The organism is Acinetobacter schindleri CIP 107287 (genome assembly GCF_000368625.1).
In the GTDB taxonomy this organism is placed as follows: Bacteria; Pseudomonadota; Gammaproteobacteria; order Pseudomonadales; family Moraxellaceae; genus Acinetobacter; species Acinetobacter schindleri.
This window is the reverse complement of sequence record NZ_KB849576.1, coordinates 866,881-887,494: the sequence shown is the minus strand read 5'-3', so window position 1 is coordinate 887,494 and position 20,614 is coordinate 866,881. Positions and strand designations below refer to the sequence as shown.

Below are 20,614 nucleotides of genomic sequence, written 5' to 3'. Positions count from 1 at the left end.
GAGGAAAAACAATATGGCTATAGAAATGACCGCAATTCTAGCCGGCACAATCGCCGCAGCAACGCCTCTAATCTTTGCAGCTTTAGGTGAGTTGGTGTCACAACGCACTGGGGTAATTAATTTAGGCGTAGAAGGCATGATGCTGGTCGGTGCCATTGCCGGTTTTGCCTTTGCTGCCCAATATGAAGCCAGTGTATTTAGTGCCTTACTGATCGGTGGGCTGGCAGGTATGCTGATGGCATTGATTTTTGCTTTCTTCACCTTATCACTTAGTACTAATCAGTCGGCCTGTGGTTTAGCTTTAACTATTTTTGGGCTGGGTATTTCTGCATTTTTAGGTCAGAACTATGTCAGCATGGCTTTACCGGGTTTAAGTAGCTGGAATATACCTGTACTGGCAGATATTCCCTTCATTGGTCCAATCCTGTTTCAGCAAAACTATGTGGTCTATCTGTCCATACTGGCATTTTTTGCTGTGTGGTTTGTATTGGCAAAAACCCGTCTGGGCTTGCTGTTAAAAGCAGTAGGAGAGTCACCTGAAAGTGCACATGCCATGGGTTACCACGTACTGGCTATTCGCTACGGCGCCGTCCTGTTTGGCGGCTTGATGGCAGGTATTGGGGGAGCATTCTTATCTACTGTATATACCCCAATGTGGATTGAAAATATGGTCGCAGGTCGGGGCTGGATTGCAATTGCTCTGGTGGTCTTTGCTGTCTGGAAACCATCCCGACTGATGCTGGGTGCTTATCTGTTCGGTGGTGTGACCATCCTGCAGTTTCATGCGCAGGCATTGGGGATCAAAGTACCCAATGAGTTTTTAGCAGCTCTGCCTTATCTGGCGACGATTGTAGTACTAGTCGTAATTTCCCGAGACAAGAAACTTTTGAAGATGAATCTGCCAGCGTCATTAGGCAAAACGTTTGTGCCTTAAACCTATCAATTAAAAAGATGATATAGAACAAAATGAAAATATTAGCAGCAGCCTATGTGCTGACCATGAATAGTCAAAATGAATGCATCAAAAATGGGGCGATATTGATTGAGGGAGACCGAATCAAGGCCATAGGAACCAAGACCGAACTTATCCAAAAATATCCCAATGTCATCGTGCGTGATTATCCTGAAGCCCTATTAATGCCAGGCTTAATCAATACGCACTGTCATTCCGGACTATTAAGAGGCACTGCTGAAGGACTGCCAGTATGGGATTGGCTGGAACAGTTTATTGATCCCATGCATCGTGTGCTTCAACCTGAAGATGCCAAGGCTGCCTCGTATTTGTGTTATGCAGAAGCATTATTATCCGGTACCACGACCATTGTCGATATGTGGCGTTACATGGATGGTAGTGCAGAAGCAGCACAACAGCTCGGTATCCGTGCAATCTTGGTACCTTATGTCGCCGAGCACCCTGACCATGACTATTTTGAAACCTTAAAAACGAATGAAGCCCTGATAAATCGTTGGCATCAGCAAAGTCATGGCCAAATTCAGGTCTGGGTGGGCTTAGAACATCTGTTTTATGCTGAACCTCATGCACTCAAACGTATTCAAAGCTTATGCCAGGATTATCAGACCGGTTTTCACACCCATAGCAATGAAAGCCAGTTTGATGTCCAGGAAAACTTGCGCCGTCATGGTGTACGTCCAATCCAGACACTGGAACAGCTGGGTCTTTTAGATTTGCCACATACCTTACTTGCATATTGTGTGTGGGCAGATTCTAATGAAATTCAAATTTTGAAAGAACACAATGTTGGAGTTGCCCATAATCCAGTTTCAAACATGAAACTGGCCTCAGGTGCTGCGCCTGTACTGGATATGCTCAAACAGGGGATTGCTGTCGGTTTAGGCACAGATGGAGAAAAAGAAAATAACAATCTGGATATGTTTGAGGAAATGAAGACGGCTTCTTTATTGGCCAAGTTTTCTTCTTTGGATGCAGCAGCCCTAGATGCATGGTCTGTTTGCCAGATGGCCACCTGCTTAGGTGCAAAGGCATTGGGCATGCAGGATCAGATTGGTAGCCTGCAAGTGGGGAAGCTAGCTGACATTATTGCTGTAGATATCGCTACCCCACGTATGACGCCGTTGGTGGATGAAGGCCGATTATTTAATTTATATACTAATCTTGTACATGCTGTTCAGGGACAGGATGTCATCATGACCATGGTTGGCGGTAAAATTGTCACTGAAGGTGGGCAATTGCTGAATGCAGATCTACAAAGCTTAATCGATGAAGTCAATCGGGTTACACCTTTACTCTTTAAACGACGTGATGCATGGATGGCACACACAGGTAAAGCTATCAATGAATTAAATCGAAATTCAGCTGAGGAAACTGAATAAATACTAGCTTAGCAATGAGCTATATTGCAGGCTGTATAAACCAGTAACCCAAATTTAAACCTGTATACCTATCCTAATCGCATCGTCCTATTTTAGTGATTTCAAAGATTCCACATATCATGATGACGCTAAGCAGAAATATTCGAGGAGCAGATTATGCTGCCATTTATGTGGTCGGAGATCTGCATGGTTGTTATCGCCTTCTGATGCAAGAATTGGAAAAAATCCGGTTTAATTTTGAGCAAGATTTGTTGATATGTACCGGCGATCTGGTGGATCGAGGCAGTGAAAATCTGGAATGTATTTCTTTATTAGATCAACCCTGGTTCTCCAGCGTCCGAGGCAATCACGAGGAAATGTGCATCAAAGGGCGTGATGATGTATGGATTCAGGATATGCATGCACGAAATGGTGGTGAATGGTTCTATCTGTTATCCACCGAAAAACAGGATGAACTCAGCAAAATCTTATCTAAGCTTCCATTAGTCATTGAAATTCAACTTGAAGATAAAAATATTGGCATTTTGCATGCGGATATTGATATCCATGACTGGAATCAGTTTAAGACAAACATTGCCAAAGGCGAACGAAAAATTCCGGGTTTAACTTCAGCTTATACCAATGCGTTATGGGGGAGAGGCCGTATCCGGCATCATTCCAAGCGCTATGGGACCGTTAAAAACATTGATGAGATCTATTTAGGACATACCATTGTGCAAAGACATACCCAGATTGATAACTGTCACTATATCGATGTCGGTTCCTCTTATACCCAGAAGCTGTGTATCGTCAAAATTAAATGAGGATAAGGGCGGTGGTATAAAAGATCTCCTTACGAAGAAATGAAAAGCCATCAATATGATGGCTTGATCAAACGGTTAATTAATAGGTTTTATAAGGTAAAAACTTGCCAGACAATACGACATTTACCCGGTCACCGTTTGGATTTTCCTCACGCTGAATATCCATGCTGAAGTCAATTGCGCTCATAATGCCATCACCAAATTCTTCATGGATCAGCTCTTTAATAGTCGAACCATATACATTTACAACTTCATACCAGCGGTAAATTAAAGGGTCCGTAGGAACACTGGTTGGCAAAGAGCCTTTGTAAGGTACAATTTGCAGCCATGCCACTGCCTCATCACTAAGGTCAAAAATCTGACCAACTTTCTCTGCCTGTTGTTTATTAAATGCCATTTGTCCCAGGCATGCAGCCGTTACCCATTCTTTAGAAAGACCAATTTCCTTGGCGACATCTGCCCATTTAATTGACTTTAAAACTTTCGCTGAAATGATCATGTCAGTTACTTGTTGACGATGGGTAATCATAAAAATCTCCAGATTATTTTTGAAATACATTTATATGAATTTTCATTAATGCAGTTCTCATGCCAACTAGAGGACGAAACTAGTTTTAAATAGAGCCTAAAAAATTGAATGATTTTTAAATAATTTATGGCACAGCTTTTGCTTCATTTATAACAAGCATGGCAATGGCGCCATAACAAAATTACCTGTTCTGATATTTAAGGCAATGACGCCTAAGGTTTTAAAGACCTTAGGCGTCTTTTTGTTTAAAAACAGGTCCAGATATTAAAAATGAGGACGATGACATGGCATATCTTGCTCCTGCAGAGTTTGCAAAAAAAGTGGTAGATGCGGGTGAATCCAAATTACATATGGCAACCCGTGATGTATTGATTCGTGCCTTTATGGCAGGTGCGATTTTGGCACTGGCAGCGGTATTTGCCATTACCATAGCCGTGCAAACAGGATCAGCACTAATTGGTGCGCTCCTGTTTCCAGTTGGTTTTTGTATGTTGTATTTATTGGGCTATGACCTGTTAACTGGGGTATTTGTACTTACGCCGTTGGCATGGCTAGATAAACGCCCAGGGGTCACATGGGGACGTATTCTAAAAAACTGGGGCTTGGTGTTTGTAGGGAACTTTACAGGTTGTTTGGTTGTTGCGGTGCTCATGGCAGCGGTTTATACCATGGGTTTTGCAGCGGATCCAAACCCAGTCGGTGTGAAAATTGCGCATATTGGCGAGGAGCGGACATTGGGTTATGCCGAATACGGATTCGCCGGCTGGATGACTATTTTTATCCGTGGCATGCTGTGTAACTGGATGGTGTCATTAGGTGTCATTGGCGCGATGATGTCTACTACGGTGAGTGGCAAATTTATTGCCATGTGGATGCCAATTATGCTGTTCTTTGCCATGGGCTTTGAGCATTCTGTAGTGAACATGTTCCTGTTTCCATTTGCCATGATGATGGGCGGTGACTTCTCGATTGCTGACTACTTCCTATGGAATGAATTGCCGGTTGCTTTGGGTAATCTGGTGGGTGGTTTGGCATTAACAGGTCTGGCACTTTATACCACCCATGTCCGTACTGGTGTTAAAAAAGAATTTTAATATTCACCATTTTATAAAGGGATCGTATAGATCCCTTTTGAGCTTTCAGCATGAAAAAAACATTAAAAGTCAGTATTGGGCAATATTCTACTGCCGGAATTAAACAACAGAACCAGGATTTCCATGGAGTATATCTGCCCGAAGGACATGTGCTGAAACAGAAAGGTATTGCCTGTGTTATAGCGGATGGAATCGGTAGCAGTAATGTCAGTCATCTTGCAGCAGAAACCGCCGTTGGCAGTTTTTTATCTGACTATTATTCTACTTCAGATGCTTGGAGCACACAGACTTCAGCAGAACGGGTGATCCGCGCGACCAATTCATGGCTTTATGCACAGACTCAACAAAGTCAAGGACGTTTTGATAAAGACCGAGGTTATGTCTGTACCTTATCTGCACTGATTTTAAAACAGCAACAAGCCCATGTTTTTCATGTTGGTGATAGTCGTATTTACCGCATTCGCGATCATGAAATTGAATTACTGACCCATGATCATCGTGTCTGGTTGTCATCCAGAGAGCATTATCTCAGCCGAGCCTTAGGTGCAGATTATCGTATTGAAATTGATTATCGAAATATTGAGCTCAAAGAAAAAGATATTTTTTTACTGATGACCGATGGGGTCTATGAATTTGTCACAGATCAACAATTATTAGATTTAACTTTAATAGATGCAGATTTAAATCAACTTGCCAAAGCATTAGTTGAAAAAGCCTTAGAACAGGGCAGTGATGATAACTTAAGTCTCCAGGTGATCCGTGTAGAACAGCTGCCTGAACTGAATCAGTTTCATATTCAGCAGGATTATGTATTTCCACAACAGCTCAGTAAAGGTGAAGTTTTTGAAGGTTATGTGATTGATAAGATTTTGCACCAAAATCATCGCAGTTGCCTGTATTTGGCACACGATACTCAGCAGCAGCCTTTGGTCATAAAAACTTTGGGGGTAGATTTACAGCAAGATAAAAATGCCGTAGAGCAGTTTCAACTCGAAGATTGGGTATCAAAACGTCTGAAGCATGACAACCTGATGCCGTGTTATCCACATAACACTGAGAAAAAATATTTATTCCAATGTTATGAATATTTGCAGGGTGAAACCTTGGCTCAATGGCTGCATCGCCAGGAAAAGCCTTTAAAGCTCGATGATATTTTACCAATTTTGCAACAAACGGCATTGGCTTTAAATGCAATGCATCGGCTGGAGATGCTGCATCAGGATATACGGCCAAAGAACATCATGGTTTTAAATGCAGAAAATGCCATGAAAATTAAACTGATTGATTATGGTTCAACAGCAGTAAGAGGTCTGGTCGAAATTAATCCTAAAAATGCGAATCGACCACTCGGTACTTTGGCATTTATGGCACCGGAGTATTTTATTGATCATTCGCCATCTGTACATTCAGACCAATTTTCTTTGGCGGTCATGGCCTATTATTTACTCACCAAACAACTACCTTATGGGACAGATTTAGCTCACTGTAAGACCTTAAAGCAGCTTAAAAAAGTTCAATATCATTCCATCAGGAAATATCGGCCTGATTTACCTATATGGTTAGATAAAATTTTAGGCCAAGCGCTGAGTATTGAACCGACACATCGTTTTGAGGCCTTGTCTGAACTCATTCATAATCTAACGCATCCTTCCAAAGAATTATTAAACTCTAAACCACCAGCAATCATTGAACGTGATCCTTTACGTTTTTGGCAAATGAGTTGCGCCGTATTAGGGCTATTATTTTTACTGAGTATTGCATGGCCATTTATTTGAAAAGACAGGATCAAACCATGCTTAAAATTGAAGGTACATAGATAAGTTTTTATTCAAACTAGACCATAAGATTGAATGTCAAAAGCGCAGCAATCAATCAACAACCAGATAAAACAAGAACCCTATAGTTGTCATTTGAATAGACTTCTAAGATAAGCAGATAACAACAAAAAAGCAGGGAACCAAAATGTCTGCTCAAATTTTATCGTCTATCCTGAGTACTGCCATAATATTGGCATTCGCTGGATGTACATCGTCATCTAAGTCTCCGATTACAGACAGTTATGGTCCTCAACCTGAGCTTCCTGAACCCAAATCCAATTTGTTCCCTGTCGTTAATATCGCACCAGCCAAAGGCTGGCCGGTAAATACCATGCCTACACCGGCTGCAGGTTTAAAAGTGCAGGCTTTTGCCAAAGGTCTTCAGCATCCACGTTGGCTCTATGTTCTGCCGAATGGAGATGTATTGGTGGCGGAAACTGATGCGCCGCCCAAGCCTGAAGATAGTCAGGGGATTAAGGGTAAAATCATGAAAATGGTGATGAAAAGGGCAGGATCTTCTCATCCAAGTCCTAACCGTATTAGTCTACTTCGTGATAACAACCATGACGGCGTTGCTGATCAGAAAACAGTATTTTTGCAGAATCTAAACTCACCATTTGGCATGACCTTAGTTGGAAATACACTATATGTAGCGAATACAGATGCTTTAGTAGGTTTTCCTTATCAGCCTGGTATGACTCAAATCAAAGAAAGTGGTCGCAAAGTATTGGCTTTACCGGCAGGTCCCTTAAACCATCATTGGACCAAAAATGTAATTGCCAATCCTGAAGGAACCAAACTCTACATTACAGTTGGCTCCAACAGCAATGTAGCTGAAAATGGCTTAGACCAAGAAAAAGGACGAGCTCTGATCATGGAATTTGATATGGCCAGTTCTAAGGCAAGGCCATTTGCAACTGGCTTACGTAATCCTAATGGCATGGATTGGCAGCCTCAAAGTGGAGCATTATGGACTGTAGTCAATGAGCGGGATGAAATCGGGAATGATTTGGTACCTGACTATATGACCTCAGTGAAAGACGGCGCTTTTTATGGCTGGCCTTATAGTTATTATGGTCAGCATGTAGATAAACGGGTAAAGCCGCAAAATCCCGGACTGGTAGCACGGGCGATTAAACCGGATTATGCACTGGGCAACCACACGGCATCATTAGGTTTGAGTTTTTATAAAGCTGAGTTAATGCCTCAATATCGCGGTGGTGCACTAATTGGTCAGCATGGTTCTTGGAACAGAAAACCACATAGTGGCTATAAAGTAATTTTTGTACCATTTAGTAATGGTCAGCCTTCCGGTACCCCACAAGATGTCCTGACAGGCTTTTTAAGCAAAAATGGAGAGGCATTAGGAAGGCCAGTGGGTGTAACAGTAGATTTATCAGGCGCAATATTGGTTGCTGATGATGTAGGAGATACAATTTGGCGTGTGTCACCAGATGAACAGGTCCGTTAACCAGCAAGAAAAGGGATAAGGATATTGATGTTTATATTTAAAAACTTAAATACCAGTATGCTATAGTTTTACTTGGGAAAATATTCAGAAAAATAAAAGCCTTATAGTCTCTCCCAAAACTATAAGGCTTAGCGGCTGTAGTCTCTTCTTTTATCACTTACTATCCCGGTAAGTTCGCTGTCTTGGCGACTTTATTATCGTTATAATGCGATTATTATCAGCTTTCCTTGCTGACTCTTTATGTGAAATATAATGTCAAAAATTTTAATGATAGAAAATAGGGTAATTACTCTAATTTGTGTAAGCAATTTCCTACAAAAAATAACACTTTTATACAAAATAAAACATTATATGAAAATTCTTGTAAATATATTCACTTCTAATGCACTTAAACCAATGTATTTTAATGTTTTTTATTAAAAAATAATTAATACGGTATATACCCTTTAGGTATCATTGCTTGACCCAATGACCATAATTGAGCTCTTTTAAGAAACCAGTTTAACAAATTAATAGCAATCTATATTCTCCATCATTTTCAACAGGAGCTCTATGCACACAGGGTAAAACTTGCTGTGCTGGATGATCAACAGCGAGTCGCCAGAGATTTCCCGTGCCTAAATTAACAGGCTTTGCATCAGCTTTGGCCCGATAATGCAGATCGAAGAAATATTCTTCCAGAAACGCTTCAAACTCAGTTTCTGGTCCGTCATGTAACTGCTTGAGTTGTTCCCTGACTTCAGGAATCAAGATTTTTTGCTCAACCTGGTCATTGGGCAAAATCTCACTTGCAGCACCGTGATAGGTACATAAAAATGTATCCGTTTCGATAGGGGAGCGATCCACATGGTAGGAATAGACATCCGTCGAAATAAAATCAAACTCATCATCCCGTTCATAGCATTTCAGCAAATTCAGGGAAGGAGAAGCGCCGTAGTCAGTCAATAGCTGCATATCTTTTAATATGATTTCTCTAGCCACATGACCCTGTTCAGAAAGCTGAAGCGCCAAAAGATCTTCAACAGAAACTTCAGTCATATTTCCTTTTAAATCAAGTTTAGCAACGATTTCTTTAAAATCACCAGACAAATTTCTAGACCAGCAGATGGCATTCGCCTTGCCCAGAAAATCCGAATATATTAGTTCAGAAAAAGTTGAAACCACTCGAACTTGAGGATTGCCAGAAAAGGTATTGGTCATTTCAGAATGAAGTCGCTATTTATAAATCGTGCTCAATAATACACATTGATATTTAGAAATGAATAATGATCAGCAACATAAATTAGAATCTTAATTTTTCTATTAAAGTATAGATCATTATTTATACACTCCACTCATTAAGATGAATTTAACTCATCTTTTGCTGAATTTATATCGTTTTACTCATGTTTGGATTCGCGTTTAAATACAGCCATACAGAAATTTGCTTTTTTTATAAAAATTTAGGTGGCATATCTCCATGAGTACAGCATTCCAATGTTCAATTAAACGTATTCGTTTTGATGAGAACTATGAACCAGCAAACAATACACGTTTAACCACCAACTTTGCCAATCTGGCACGTGGTGAAAGCCGTCAGGAGAATCTTCGTCGTACACTCGCGATGATTAACAACCGCTTTAACAGCTTGGCAACGGCCGATAACCCTAAAGGCGATCGTTATTCACTAGAAATTGACATCATCTCTGCTGAAATTGATATCGAAGGTAATGGGCAAACTTTCCCATTCATTGAAACCTTGAAAAGTACTGTTATCGACCATCATACCAATGAACGCATTGAAGGCATGATCGGGAATAGCTTCTCATCTTATGTACGTGATTATGACTTCAGTGTGGTATTACCATCCCTAGGTTGCAAGGCCAATGAAAAACCTGAAGACTTTGGTGACCTGCACGGCAAGCTGTACCAGCATCTTGTGAATTCAGCAGTCTTTAAAGCTGAATTTAATAAACAGCCTGTGATTTGTCTGAGTGTTTCAACTACGAAAACCTACTACCGCAGTGCCAATGTGCATCCTGTTCTAGGCGTGGAATACACTAACGATGATTACTCACGTACTGATGAATACTTCAAAAAAATGGGGCTAAGTGTTCGCTACTTTAAACCTGAAAATGGCAATGCGCCGTTGGCATTCTATTTTGCGGGTGACTTGCTGCATGATTACACCGATTTTGAATTGATCAGTGCGATCAGCACCATGGAAAGCTTTCAGAAAATCTATCGTCCTGAAATTTACAACACCAATTCACCCGCAGGTGTGGTGTATCAGCCTAGCTTGAGCTATGGCGACTATTCATTGACTCGCATTGTCTATGACCGTGTTGAACGTGGGGAACTGGCAGTCAAACAAGGTAAATGGACAGAGGAAAACTTCATTAAGCCGTATAAAGACATTCTGGATGAATGGGCTGCCAATTTTAAAGTAGCAACGGCTCAGCAAGACAACGCTGCCTGATAGATCACATATATAAACGAATTTAGAGAAAGAAGATTAGACATGGCACTTTTACAACCTGAAAAGTTACTCCCGACCTCTACAGCAGGCAGCTTGCCAAAACCGTCCTGGCTGGCAGAACCTGAAAAGCTCTGGTCAGCTTGGAAACTTGAAGGTAAAGAACTACTAGAAGCGAAACGTGATGCCTTAAAACTGTCTTTGCATGAACAAGTCCATGCTGGCATTGATATTGTCAGTGATGGTGAACAGACCCGTCAGCACTTTGTGACCACGTTTATCGAGCATCTTGAAGGGGTGGATTTTGAAAAACGTGAAACTATGCGTATCCGTAACCGTTATGATGCCAGCGTACCTTCAGTAGTCGGTGAAGTTTCCCGTAAAAAAGCAGTGTTTGTGGATGACGCAAAATTTTTGCGTAGCCAAACCACGCAGCCGATCAAATGGGCACTGCCTGGCCCAATGACCATGATTGATACGCTGTACGATGGTCACTACAAGAGCCGTGAAAAACTGGCATGGGAATTTGCCAAGATCCTGAACCAAGAAGCACTTGAGTTAGAGGCAGCAGGGGTTGATATCATTCAGTTTGATGAGCCAGCATTCAATGTGTTTTTTGATGAAGTGAATGACTGGGGCGTCGCGACTTTAGAGCGTGCGCTTGAAGGTTTGCAGTGTGAAACGGCGGTACACATTTGCTACGGTTATGGTATTAAAGCCAATACCGATTGGAAAAAGACCCTCGGTAATGAATGGCGTCAGTACGAAGCAGCCTTCCCTAAACTGCAACAATCAAAAATTGATATTGTATCGCTTGAGTGTCAAAACTCACGTGTACCGATGGATCTGATTGAGCTGATTCGGGGTAAAAAAGTCATGGTCGGTGCGATTGATGTTGCAAGCAATCAAATCGAAACGCCTGAAGCAGTTGCCAATACACTGCGTAAAGCATTGCAATTTGTGGATGCAGACAAACTGTATCCATCAACCAACTGTGGGATGACACCGTTGTCTCGTCAAGTGGCTCGGGGCAAACTCGAAGCACTAAGTACAGGGGCAGCGATTGTTCGTCAAGAGCTGGGCGCTTAGCACGAAATGGTCTTCACCAGAGGAGGGTAAATGATCCATAGATTATTTACCTGACTTTGAGTAAAGACAGGTTACATATACATTTGAGACAAAAGAGATGATTGAAGCAACTGACTTTAGAAATGCAATGTCCTTGTTAACCACGGCTGTAAATGTGATTACGACCGAAGGTATAGCAGGAACACATGGCTTTACCGCATCTGCCGTTTGTAGTGTGACGGATACCCCACCGACATTACTGGTCTGTATGAATCAATCCTCTCGTTCACATGAACATTTCATTAAAAATAAAGTGCTTGCAGTCAACGTACTCAGCACGCAGCATGAATACATCTCAAATGCATTTGCATCTAGTAAATTCAGCTCAGAAGAGCGATTTAAGATAGGCGAGTGGACAACTCTTAAGACAGGTGCTCCAATTTTAGAAGATGCTTTGGTGAGCTTTGATTGCCAGATTGAAGAAATTCAAAAAGTGGGTACACACAGTATTTTCTTATGTCGAGTCATCGCGATTAGACGCAGTCAGCAAGAGGAAAGTCTGGTGTACTTCAACCGCGCATATCATCAGGTTGGTCAACTAGAAACTGCGTAAATGTTCATTACTTTAATATTGAATTCTTTTAAAGTGTGTAGTCGAGACCAGAATCCTAAGCCTGGTTCATAAAAATTAGGCTAATCAAAGTTTAGTAATTTGATTTTTAGCTTCAATTTCTTCGGAAAATTTCAAAATTAACTTTGATGAACATCAATATTGGAATTACATATTTAACTGACGTCTACCTAAAGTCTGCTGCACACTTTTTTAGTTTTTTAGCTAAAAGGGTTCAAGATTCAGTTTCCTTAAGAATAGGGAATTAATTTTTTTAGTTTCTTTTACTACTAGATTTTAAAATATCTATTTTATCGTAATCTTGAATCAGTATGCCTTTATCTACTAAAAGCTCTTTTATACTGTTGTTTTAATAAAATACTTTATACTGCTAGATGAAAGCATCTCATGACATGCAGGACAGCCCATGCGTTTCCTCCAATCTATAAGAACAGCGCTTCAGTCCCGACTTTATTTCTTTATTATCTTTCCATCTATCCTGATTTGGTATTTTATTTTCTATTCAGCAACTCATTTAAGCTGGTCTACCTGCATTTTGATGAGCTGGAACATTACCATTTATGCTTACTTACTTTTTACTATCAAAAAGCTCTGGCACATAGACCATCACCATATCTTGCAACGTGCCATACAACAGGATGCCAGCAAATGGGTCATTCTGGTGCTTGTCATCATCACTTTAGTGATGTGTTTTATTGCCATAATTATTGAAATTCATCATTTACCTAAAGATGCTGCCATCAGAACCGGCCATTTAGGGCTATCCATCCTGACTATTATTTCGGCCTGGTTCCTGATGCACACCATTTTTGCAATTCATTATGCCCATGACTTTTATTTAGCCCTAGAAAAGCATAAACATGGCGGACTGGCTTTTCCTAGTACGCCAAATCCAACCTATCCCGATTTTCTGTATTTTAGCTATATTATTGGCACTTCAGCGCAAACGGCCGATGTATCAATTACTCGCCAACCCATGAGAATACTCAATACTTTACATTTGCTTCTGGCGTATGGATTCAATACCACGATTTTGGCCATCGCTATTAATGTAACAGCAACCTTTATCAGTACTTGAAAACACAGCATTTAATAATAAATAAACTGTAGTGCTAGGACTGTAACTTGTAAATTTCTCAGATGTTCAAATGAGTGCAATTGGAAAAATGCAATCCATGCAATAAAAATTGGTAAATCAGAGCACTCACCCATTCATGAGCTGTTCTGAACAAGAGTTTATTAAATAAAGAGTTGTTTCTTCAGGCGAAATAAATATACGATCATGATGTTGAGAACAAAAAAGAGACTATACCGTGCGTCATTCTTATCATCTTGAAAAACATTATTTTGAACGGGCGGGTTGGTTACGCGCAGCTGTACTCGGGGCAAATGACGGAATTATTTCTGTTACCAGTCTGGTGGTGGGAATGGCAGCCAGTGGCGCGTCTACACATACCTTGTTGGTGACTTGTGTAGCCGGATTAATTTCCGGAGCTGCGTCAATGGCTGCTGGAGAATACATCTCGGTCAAATCCCAGCAGGATATTGAAAAGAATGATCTGAATATGGAGGCACGTGAGCTTAAACGTCATCCAGAACATGAACTGAAAGAACTGGAAAATATTTATATCCAGCGTGGCTTAACCCCTGAGGTGGCCCAGCAAGTTGCCTTGCAGCTCACCGCACACAATGCTTTAGATGCACATGCCCGCGATGAAATTGGTATATCAGAAAACACTTCGGCTCAACCTTTTCGGGCTGCATTTTCGTCCGCTATCGCTTTTACTATAGGCTCACTATTTCCTCTACTTTCTATTTTGCTCTTGCCTGAACAGTACCTGGATAAAGGCGTGATGCTGATCGGTGTGCTTAGCCTCGGGATTATGGGCGCACTGGCAAGTTATACAGGAGGGGTGAGCATCTGGAAAGGTTCGGCTCGAGTCATGCTTTGGGGGGTGATTGCCATGCTATTTAGCTCCTGGATCGGCTCATTATTTAATGTGGCTGTAGCTTAAATGTACTCAGGATGTGCTTTTCAAATTCGCTCTAGTCAGAGAATCACATCCTTTTTAAAACAATAAGTCTAAACAGGGTTGGAACAGTAGCATTGAAAATTTTATGAAGTTCGCAAAGAAAGTATTTTAAGTCATTTTTAAGCTTCAGATTTTAGGCTAAAGCATCTTAAAGTCTTTGAACTAAAAAAATGCTTAAGCTGCCTTCTTTTCCCGGTCTACACCAGATCAAACCCATCAGCCTTGCACGCTTCAACCTGTTACTCGCCATTTGGCTGGGGCTGGTCTTAAACTTTGCTTTTTATCAGAAAATCCATCAACTGACGCCCTATACCAACCTCAAGGCAGGCGCATTATTGGCGGCTACAGTCCTGGTGATTATCGGCTTGTACAATCTGGTCTTGCAGTGGCTGAACTGGAAATGGAATGCCAAGATACTGGCCAGCGTGCTGATCATTCTGGGCGGTTTTAGTGCTTATTTTGTCAATAGTCTGGGGGTGGTAATTACACCGGACCAGATCCAGAATATGCTGCAGACCGATGCCCGTGAAGTCCGTGATCTCTGGTCAGTACGACTGTTGATCTGGACGCTGGTCTTTGTGGTTTTGCCGCTGTGTATCGTCTGGACGCTAAAAATTCAGCCTGCATCTTTTGGGTGTCAATTGTGGCATAAAAGCCTGAGCAGTCTGCTTTCGGCCGTATTGATCCTAGGACTGTTATTCTGTTTTTATGTCGATTATGCAGCCATCTTCCGCGAGCATCGTGATCTGAAGGGCATGATTTCTCCGCAAAACAGCATTGCGTCCACCGTATCCTATTATAAAAAGAAAGTACCTAAAGCCAATTTGCCTTTGATTCCTTATGGTGAAGATGCCCATCTGCTACAGCAGGCTCAAATACAGAAGCAACCTAAATTGATGGTGCTGGTGGTCGGGGAGACTGCACGTGCCGAGAGTTTTGCTGTAAATGGCTATGCACGTAATACCAATCCTGAACTGGGCGAGTTAGCGGTGATTAATTTTAGTCAGGTCAGTTCCTGTGGTACAGCAACCGCCGTTTCAGTCCCGTGCATGTTTTCGGGCATGTCCCGTCAGCATTATGACGAACAGTTAGCTAGCCACCGTGAAGGTTTACTGGATATCGCTCAGCGTGCCGGTTATCAGGTGACCTGGATCGACAATAATTCTGGCTGTAAAGGCGCCTGTGACCGGGTGCAGCAATATCAGATTCCTGCCCAACTGAAACAGAAGTGGTGTGATGCTGCTGGTGAATGTTTTGATGAAATTCTGGTGGATAGCCTGAAAGATTATCTGGCACATCTGGACAAAAATAACTTGAAACCGCAATTAATCGTGCTACATCAGATGGGCAGTCACGGGCCGGCATATTTCAAACGTTCTAAAGCACCGTATCAGCCATTCCAGCCCACCTGTAACAGCAATGCCATTCAGGGCTGCAGCGCTGAAGAATTAAAGAACAGCTATGATAATTCGATTGTCTATACTGATCATGTACTTGCTCAGGTTATTGAGACCCTAAAACAGCAAAGCCAGTATCAGACCGGTTTATGGTACCTGTCTGATCACGGAGAATCCACTGGAGAGCATGGTTTATATCTGCATGGCGCACCTTATAGTATGGCACCGACCCAGCAAACCCATGTTCCGATGCTAATGTGGTTTTCGCAGGACTGGACACAGCAGAATGCCCAGCAGGTGAGCTGTCTTAAAGCACAGACCAAACAGGCACGCAGTCAGGATCATCTTTTCCCAAGCTTATTGAGTCTGCTGGATATAAAAACGCAAGTGACTGAAGCTAAAAATGATATGCTTGCACAATGCTCATCATCATTAAAGAACAGAGCTTGAAATGCATAAAATACTGATTATCGAAGACGACTTTATGATTGCCGAGTCGACTGAAACCTTGCTCAAGCTGCATCAATTTGATGTGCATTGGGTCAATAATGGCCTGGATGGTTTAAAGCAGTTACAGCAGCAGGCCTATGATATTGTCCTGCTGGATTTGGGCCTGCCGATGATGGATGGCATGCAGGTGCTTAAACATATCCGGCAGAAGTTTCCCAATTTACCGGTGCTGATTATCTCTGCCCGGGATCAGTTACAGAACCGGGTCGATGGGCTAAATCAGGGGGCAGATGATTACTTGATTAAACCCTATGAATTTGATGAACTGCTGGCCCGTATTCATGCTTTGATCCGACGTAGTAGTCCCAAACATACCGAGGTAGAGAGCCATAAAAAGTTATCACACAGTGGTCTGGAACTGGATCTGGAGCAGCACATCGCATGCTTTAATGATGAACCGATCGAATTGTCTAATCGGGAATGGTCTATTCTCACTGCACTCCTCATGCATCCTAGCAAAATTTTTTCTAAAAACGATTTAGAAGACAAGCTTTATGATTTTGATAGTGATGTCAGCAGTAATACAGTAGAGGTCTATATTCATCATCTGCGGGCAAAACTAGGAAAAGACTTCATCCGCACCATACGTGGGCTAGGGTATCGCTTAGGATGAGCGCCATGCAAAAACGTTATTCCTTGCAAAAACGTCTGGTTATTTACATTTCATTATTTAGCCTGGTATTAGGCTGTGTGCTGATCTTTTCAGCATACCGGATTGCACTCGAAGAAATTAATGAAGTACTGGATAAACAGATGCAAAGTCTGGCAGAGCGCATTGCAGAAAATCATCCGCGACCGCTACAAAGCCAAATTGATCTGGAAAAACAGTACAGTGAAGAAGATCTGTTTGTAGATATCTGGTCTTATGCAGAGACAGCTACTCCCTTGCATCCACAGGATGTGCTGGTTGCACCGGTCAAAAAAGCAGGTTTTTACAAGCATCAGACGCCGCATGGCACCTGGCTCACCTATATCATTCCGGGTGACCAATTGCAGATTCAGGTCAGTCAGCAGCAAAATGTCCGGCAGGAACTGGCGCTGGAACTGGCCGGCAATATGTTTCTGCCTTATGTGCTTTTCTTGCCTTTTGCCGTGTTCGGTTTAGGCTGGATGATCCGGAAAAATTTTCAGCCGCTGCATGATTTTAAAACGGAACTGGCCAGCCGTAAGGCACAAGAATTAAAACCAATTGAAATGAAAGATTATCCTCTGGAGCTGGAACCGACCATTCAGGAAATGAATCATCTGTTTGGTCGAATTTCCCTGGCTCAACAGGAACAACGTCAATTTGTGGCGGACTCTGCACATGAATTACGTACACCATTGACAGCACTCAATTTGCAGCTGCAAATTTTATTGCAGCAGTTTCCGCAGAGCGACTCGCTCCATAATCTGAGTCAGGGCGTTTTGCGCATGCAGCATCTGGTCAACCAGTTATTGAGTCTGGCCAAACAGGATGCTTCCGATAGCTTAACCGAGCCGGCACAAATGCTTTCACTCAATCAGATGACCGTGGCCTGCATCGAGCAGCTGATCCAGCTGGCTTTACAGAAAGAGATTGATCTGGGTGTAGAACAGCAGCAGGAACTGCTGATTCAGGGACAAGCTTCGGCCTTGCACTCGATTATTTATAATTTAATTGATAACGCGATTAAATACAGTCCGAAAGGCGGCGTGATTAATGTATCGATTTTCCAGCAAGGCCAGCAGGCGATTTTACAGATTGAAGACAGTGGAGTCGGGATTGATCCTGCTCAATTCGCCCAGATCCGGCAGCGTTTCTACCGGATTCATAACCATGCTGAAATTGGTAGCGGTTTAGGTTTGTCGATTGTAGATAAAGCCACCGAGCGCTTGGGCGGAACGCTGGAATTTTCGCAAAGTAACAGTCTGGGTGGCCTGTGTGTACAGGTCAAATTTCCTGTGATCGAAGCCTAAGTAGATAGGCTTCGATTTTATTGGGTTAAGGCTGTCTGATGTTCATGTGCATGGGATGATTTGCCATTGGCAGTTTGTGGCTAAACAGCGCATAGCCCATGACATTCATGCACCAAGTGATCCAGCCGGTCCACAGGTTATGACTCAGGAAATGCGCACCACGCATCATTTGCGCCCAGCCCATGGCGAAGCCTAAAATCAGTGCCGCGATCAGGAAAAAATAAGCCCGCTTGCGGTTAGCAATCCGATAGACAAAATAACCAGCCATTAAGGCAAAACCGCTGGATGCATGTCCTCCGGGAAAACAGTGTCCGGCAGTAGCACTCAAATCCCACAAAATACCTTCATGGGTAGGAATGATCATATCCCAGGGACAGGCATGCGCCGACTGGGATTTTAAAATACCAATTGAGGCCGTGGTCAGCACCACCATACTAAAGAAATAGCCAAATTCCCAGCGCCGTTGATGCCAGTTCTGCCATTTCAGTGAAACTAGCCAGCCGGCTAACAATGTTATGTACACCAGAATCAGCAGATTTTTGACATAGCGATGATTGAGCTCGGCCAGTGCCCAGTGTTGCCGCAGGGGAAATTGTCCCTGATCATCAATGAACGGATAGATCAGCTGTAAATCAATCGTTCCACCTACATCAAAAAAATTCCAGAGCATCAGAAAACTGAAAATCAGCAGCAATATTTGTGTCAGTAAAAACCGGGAATGCTCGGATATCATTTTAAATCTTCCATTTTTCTTGCTGTAGTAGGCGAGGGATCAAATCAAGTAACCCGCTAAAATAAGACCCCAGGTCACGGTAATTAAACTGAGTGCTACAAACTGGGCAGCGCTGCCCATATCCTTGGCATTTTTAGACAGTTCATGTTGCTCCATGGATATACGGTCTACCACCGCCTCAATCGCCGAGTTAAGCAGTTCAACGATTAGCGCCAACAGACACACGGCCACCATCAGTGCTTGCTCAACCCGGCTCACCGGCATGACAAAGCTCAGAGGAATCAAAATCAGATTGATGAGCAGGATTTGCCGGAAGGCCGCTTCATTTTGAAAGGCTGTTTTAAAGCCGGCCACGGAATAACGGGTCGCATTCAGAATACGCTGCATTCCCGAGGTGCTTTTATAGGGTGAACGGTAGGAAGACATAGCTGTCATGAGTCAATAAAAGGAAACTCTAACTTAAGATTGCAGGCTTAAAACTTTCTTAAAAAACTGGCCTCTATGTGTTTTTTAATAAAAATAATATTTAATTTTTTGTGCAGAATTAAGAATTTTTTAAGTTTGGGTGTTTATCTTAAGTACTAAGTTATTTTTCGTGATGTGATCCACATGACCTGCGGCAGATTCGATCTCGAATCATTCTGTTAAGAACAAGAGAAAGTATTTATGCCTAATTTAACTGCAACAATTATGGATGCTACTTCTGGTATTGGTCAGGCTATTGCAAAGGTTCTGGGCCAAAACGGGGTCAATCTGGTTCTTGTTGGGCAGAATCAACAGATTCTGCAAAGAGTACATGACAATATAGCCCAATGTTATCCACAGCTAGAACTGGATTTAATTCATTGCAACTTTGCCGATCAGCAAAGCAGGGAAGAGCTGGTAAAAGCTCTTGCTACGCTGAATAAACCCATTCACTACTACATTAACAACCTCAGTATCAGTGATTTCAAGCTATTTACACAGCAGCCACAAGAAATCATGGAACAAATGATGCTGATTAATGCAGTTTATCCAATGCAGCTGATACAAAAGATCCTGCCATTGATATCTATCAGTCCGCCTGGCCAGGTCATTAATGTAGGTTCAACCTTTGGCAGTATTGGCTATCCTGGATATGCGAGTTATTGTGCCAGCCAATTTGCCCTGCGTGGTGCAACCGAAGCACTAGCCCGTGAATACAGCAAAAGTTCAATCAGATTCAGATACTTTTCATTACGGGTTACCGAAACCAATATTCATCATTCAAATGCAATAGAAATGAATATCAGACTGGGAAAAAATATTGACAGTCCCGAATTTGTTGCTGAAGAACTGTATCAGTTTTTACATCGAGATTGTCAGTCGTATCAGGTCGGCTATCCTGAAAAAATTTCGATAGCTGTTAACCAGATTTTACCAGACTTAATATCAGCATCGATTAATAGAGAGTTACCAACGATTTGTGAATGTGCAGAAAAAGTTGCTAGTTTCTAACTGTGATTCACAGACTAAAGAAGCAGAATATTAATATAGTTCCCTTAGAGTGGCAGGTATCAATCCCTCCTTGGATACCTGCTTTTTTTTTAGAAAAATACTCAAAACTAAAGCTGCAAATTACAAGTCTTCCAAGTAGAAGATAGCTGAAGCTATGATTAGTTGTATTGGATTTCACTTATATATTGATCCGAAGTCCACTTCATACTTTAATATTTATATCAATTTAACTCTAAACAAAAATATTCTTTTTATTGACCAGTTAACTCTTAAAATTAAAAAACATTCAAAAATTAAAATGCCGGCA

At 42.0% G+C, this 20,614-nt stretch carries 19 protein-coding genes; 15 read left to right on the top strand and 4 right to left on the bottom strand.

The window, feature by feature from the left end; genetic code table 11:
* The first annotated feature begins 13 nt into the window (after window positions 1–13).
* From F955_RS11705 to F955_RS11695, 3 genes are all read left to right on the top strand, one after another.
* Window positions 14–934: an ABC transporter permease gene (locus F955_RS11705; RefSeq protein ID WP_004894771.1), complete on the top strand. Its 921-nt coding sequence runs from the start codon at window positions 14–16 to the stop codon at window positions 932–934.
* Between the two features lie 32 nt (window positions 935–966).
* Window positions 967–2,352, top strand: a complete 1,386-nt coding sequence (locus F955_RS11700) for an amidohydrolase family protein (RefSeq protein ID WP_004894769.1) — start codon at window positions 967–969, stop codon at window positions 2,350–2,352.
* A gap of 119 nt (window positions 2,353–2,471) precedes the next feature.
* Window positions 2,472–3,155 (top strand): metallophosphoesterase, encoded by a 684-nt coding sequence (locus tag F955_RS11695; protein ID WP_004894767.1) that lies wholly within the window; start codon window positions 2,472–2,474, stop codon window positions 3,153–3,155.
* 79 nt (window positions 3,156–3,234) lie between these two features.
* Here F955_RS11695 and cynS read toward each other — a convergent pair whose 3' ends face one another.
* Window positions 3,235–3,684 carry a cyanase gene (cynS, locus tag F955_RS11690; protein WP_004894766.1) on the bottom strand — a complete coding sequence of 150 codons (450 nt, stop codon included), beginning with the start codon at window positions 3,682–3,684 and terminating at the stop codon, window positions 3,235–3,237.
* A 284-nt stretch (window positions 3,685–3,968) separates the two neighbouring features.
* On the opposite strand from cynS, the gene F955_RS11685 reads away from it, so the two are divergent.
* From F955_RS11685 to F955_RS11675, 3 genes are all read left to right on the top strand, one after another.
* On the top strand, window positions 3,969–4,778 hold the full coding sequence (locus F955_RS11685; RefSeq protein ID WP_000323725.1) for a formate/nitrite transporter family protein: 810 nt from the start codon (window positions 3,969–3,971) through the stop codon (window positions 4,776–4,778).
* Window positions 4,779–4,828: 50 nt separating this feature from the next.
* Window positions 4,829–6,553 carry a bifunctional protein-serine/threonine kinase/phosphatase gene (locus F955_RS11680; RefSeq protein WP_004894761.1) on the top strand — a complete coding sequence of 575 codons (1,725 nt, stop codon included), beginning with the start codon at window positions 4,829–4,831 and terminating at the stop codon, window positions 6,551–6,553.
* Window positions 6,554–6,740: 187 nt separating this feature from the next.
* A complete protein-coding gene (locus tag F955_RS11675; protein ID WP_004894758.1) occupies window positions 6,741–8,066 on the top strand; it encodes a PQQ-dependent sugar dehydrogenase in 1,326 nt (441 codons plus the stop codon).
* A gap of 501 nt (window positions 8,067–8,567) precedes the next feature.
* Here the strand turns inward: F955_RS11675 and F955_RS11670 are convergent.
* A complete protein-coding gene (locus F955_RS11670; protein WP_004894757.1) occupies window positions 8,568–9,266 on the bottom strand; it encodes a DUF1826 domain-containing protein in 699 nt (232 codons plus the stop codon).
* Window positions 9,267–9,525: 259 nt separating this feature from the next.
* On the opposite strand from F955_RS11670, the gene F955_RS11665 reads away from it, so the two are divergent.
* The 8 genes from F955_RS11665 (at window position 9,526) to F955_RS11630 (ending at window position 18,098) form a co-directional block, all read left to right on the top strand.
* Window positions 9,526–10,524 (top strand): putative oxygenase MesX, encoded by a 999-nt coding sequence (locus F955_RS11665; RefSeq protein ID WP_004894756.1) that lies wholly within the window; start codon window positions 9,526–9,528, stop codon window positions 10,522–10,524.
* 42 nt (window positions 10,525–10,566) lie between these two features.
* Window positions 10,567–11,610 (top strand): methionine synthase, encoded by a 1,044-nt coding sequence (locus F955_RS11660; RefSeq protein ID WP_004894755.1) that lies wholly within the window; start codon window positions 10,567–10,569, stop codon window positions 11,608–11,610.
* A gap of 97 nt (window positions 11,611–11,707) precedes the next feature.
* Window positions 11,708–12,202: a flavin reductase gene (locus tag F955_RS11655; protein ID WP_004894754.1), complete on the top strand. Its 495-nt coding sequence runs from the start codon at window positions 11,708–11,710 to the stop codon at window positions 12,200–12,202.
* Between the two features lie 424 nt (window positions 12,203–12,626).
* Window positions 12,627–13,298: a DUF1345 domain-containing protein gene (locus F955_RS11650; protein WP_004894751.1), complete on the top strand. Its 672-nt coding sequence runs from the start codon at window positions 12,627–12,629 to the stop codon at window positions 13,296–13,298.
* A 235-nt stretch (window positions 13,299–13,533) separates the two neighbouring features.
* On the top strand, window positions 13,534–14,235 hold the full coding sequence (locus F955_RS11645; RefSeq protein ID WP_004809323.1) for a VIT1/CCC1 transporter family protein: 702 nt from the start codon (window positions 13,534–13,536) through the stop codon (window positions 14,233–14,235).
* A 188-nt stretch (window positions 14,236–14,423) separates the two neighbouring features.
* Window positions 14,424–16,100, top strand: a complete 1,677-nt coding sequence (locus tag F955_RS11640) for a phosphoethanolamine transferase (protein ID WP_004894750.1) — start codon at window positions 14,424–14,426, stop codon at window positions 16,098–16,100.
* A gap of 1 nt (window position 16,101) precedes the next feature.
* Window positions 16,102–16,773 (top strand): response regulator transcription factor, encoded by a 672-nt coding sequence (locus F955_RS11635; protein ID WP_004894748.1) that lies wholly within the window; start codon window positions 16,102–16,104, stop codon window positions 16,771–16,773.
* 5 nt (window positions 16,774–16,778) lie between these two features.
* Complete coding sequence (locus tag F955_RS11630) at window positions 16,779–18,098, top strand: ATP-binding protein (RefSeq protein WP_004894747.1); 1,320 nt, start codon at window positions 16,779–16,781, stop codon at window positions 18,096–18,098.
* 25 nt (window positions 18,099–18,123) lie between these two features.
* Here the strand turns inward: F955_RS11630 and F955_RS11625 are convergent, their stop codons facing one another.
* Window positions 18,124–18,831 (bottom strand): phosphatase PAP2 family protein, encoded by a 708-nt coding sequence (locus tag F955_RS11625; RefSeq protein ID WP_004894744.1) that lies wholly within the window; start codon window positions 18,829–18,831, stop codon window positions 18,124–18,126.
* A gap of 39 nt (window positions 18,832–18,870) precedes the next feature.
* Window positions 18,871–19,257, bottom strand: a complete 387-nt coding sequence (locus F955_RS11620; RefSeq protein ID WP_004894742.1) for a diacylglycerol kinase — start codon at window positions 19,255–19,257, stop codon at window positions 18,871–18,873.
* Between the two features lie 240 nt (window positions 19,258–19,497).
* On the opposite strand from F955_RS11620, the gene F955_RS11615 reads away from it, so the two are divergent.
* On the top strand, window positions 19,498–20,307 hold the full coding sequence (locus F955_RS11615; RefSeq protein WP_004894740.1) for an SDR family NAD(P)-dependent oxidoreductase: 810 nt from the start codon (window positions 19,498–19,500) through the stop codon (window positions 20,305–20,307).
* The last annotated feature ends 307 nt before the right edge of the window (window positions 20,308–20,614 follow it).

Coding starts and splice junctions, on each gene's coding strand:
- F955_RS11705 (WP_004894771.1), top strand. CDS start 14: ATGGCTATAGAAATGACCGCAATTCTAGCCGGCACAATCGCCGCAGCA.
- F955_RS11700 (WP_004894769.1), top strand. CDS start 967: ATGAAAATATTAGCAGCAGCCTATGTGCTGACCATGAATAGTCAAAAT.
- F955_RS11695 (WP_004894767.1), top strand. CDS start 2,472: ATGATGACGCTAAGCAGAAATATTCGAGGAGCAGATTATGCTGCCATT.
- cynS (WP_004894766.1), bottom strand. CDS start 3,684: ATGATTACCCATCGTCAACAAGTAACTGACATGATCATTTCAGCGAAA.
- F955_RS11685 (WP_000323725.1), top strand. CDS start 3,969: ATGGCATATCTTGCTCCTGCAGAGTTTGCAAAAAAAGTGGTAGATGCG.
- F955_RS11680 (WP_004894761.1), top strand. CDS start 4,829: ATGAAAAAAACATTAAAAGTCAGTATTGGGCAATATTCTACTGCCGGA.
- F955_RS11675 (WP_004894758.1), top strand. CDS start 6,741: ATGTCTGCTCAAATTTTATCGTCTATCCTGAGTACTGCCATAATATTG.
- F955_RS11670 (WP_004894757.1), bottom strand. CDS start 9,266: ATGACCAATACCTTTTCTGGCAATCCTCAAGTTCGAGTGGTTTCAACT.
- F955_RS11665 (WP_004894756.1), top strand. CDS start 9,526: ATGAGTACAGCATTCCAATGTTCAATTAAACGTATTCGTTTTGATGAG.
- F955_RS11660 (WP_004894755.1), top strand. CDS start 10,567: ATGGCACTTTTACAACCTGAAAAGTTACTCCCGACCTCTACAGCAGGC.
- F955_RS11655 (WP_004894754.1), top strand. CDS start 11,708: ATGATTGAAGCAACTGACTTTAGAAATGCAATGTCCTTGTTAACCACG.
- F955_RS11650 (WP_004894751.1), top strand. CDS start 12,627: ATGCGTTTCCTCCAATCTATAAGAACAGCGCTTCAGTCCCGACTTTAT.
- F955_RS11640 (WP_004894750.1), top strand. CDS start 14,424: ATGCTTAAGCTGCCTTCTTTTCCCGGTCTACACCAGATCAAACCCATC.
- F955_RS11635 (WP_004894748.1), top strand. CDS start 16,102: ATGCATAAAATACTGATTATCGAAGACGACTTTATGATTGCCGAGTCG.
- F955_RS11630 (WP_004894747.1), top strand. CDS start 16,779: ATGCAAAAACGTTATTCCTTGCAAAAACGTCTGGTTATTTACATTTCA.
- F955_RS11625 (WP_004894744.1), bottom strand. CDS start 18,831: ATGATATCCGAGCATTCCCGGTTTTTACTGACACAAATATTGCTGCTG.
- F955_RS11620 (WP_004894742.1), bottom strand. CDS start 19,257: ATGTCTTCCTACCGTTCACCCTATAAAAGCACCTCGGGAATGCAGCGT.
- F955_RS11615 (WP_004894740.1), top strand. CDS start 19,498: ATGCCTAATTTAACTGCAACAATTATGGATGCTACTTCTGGTATTGGT.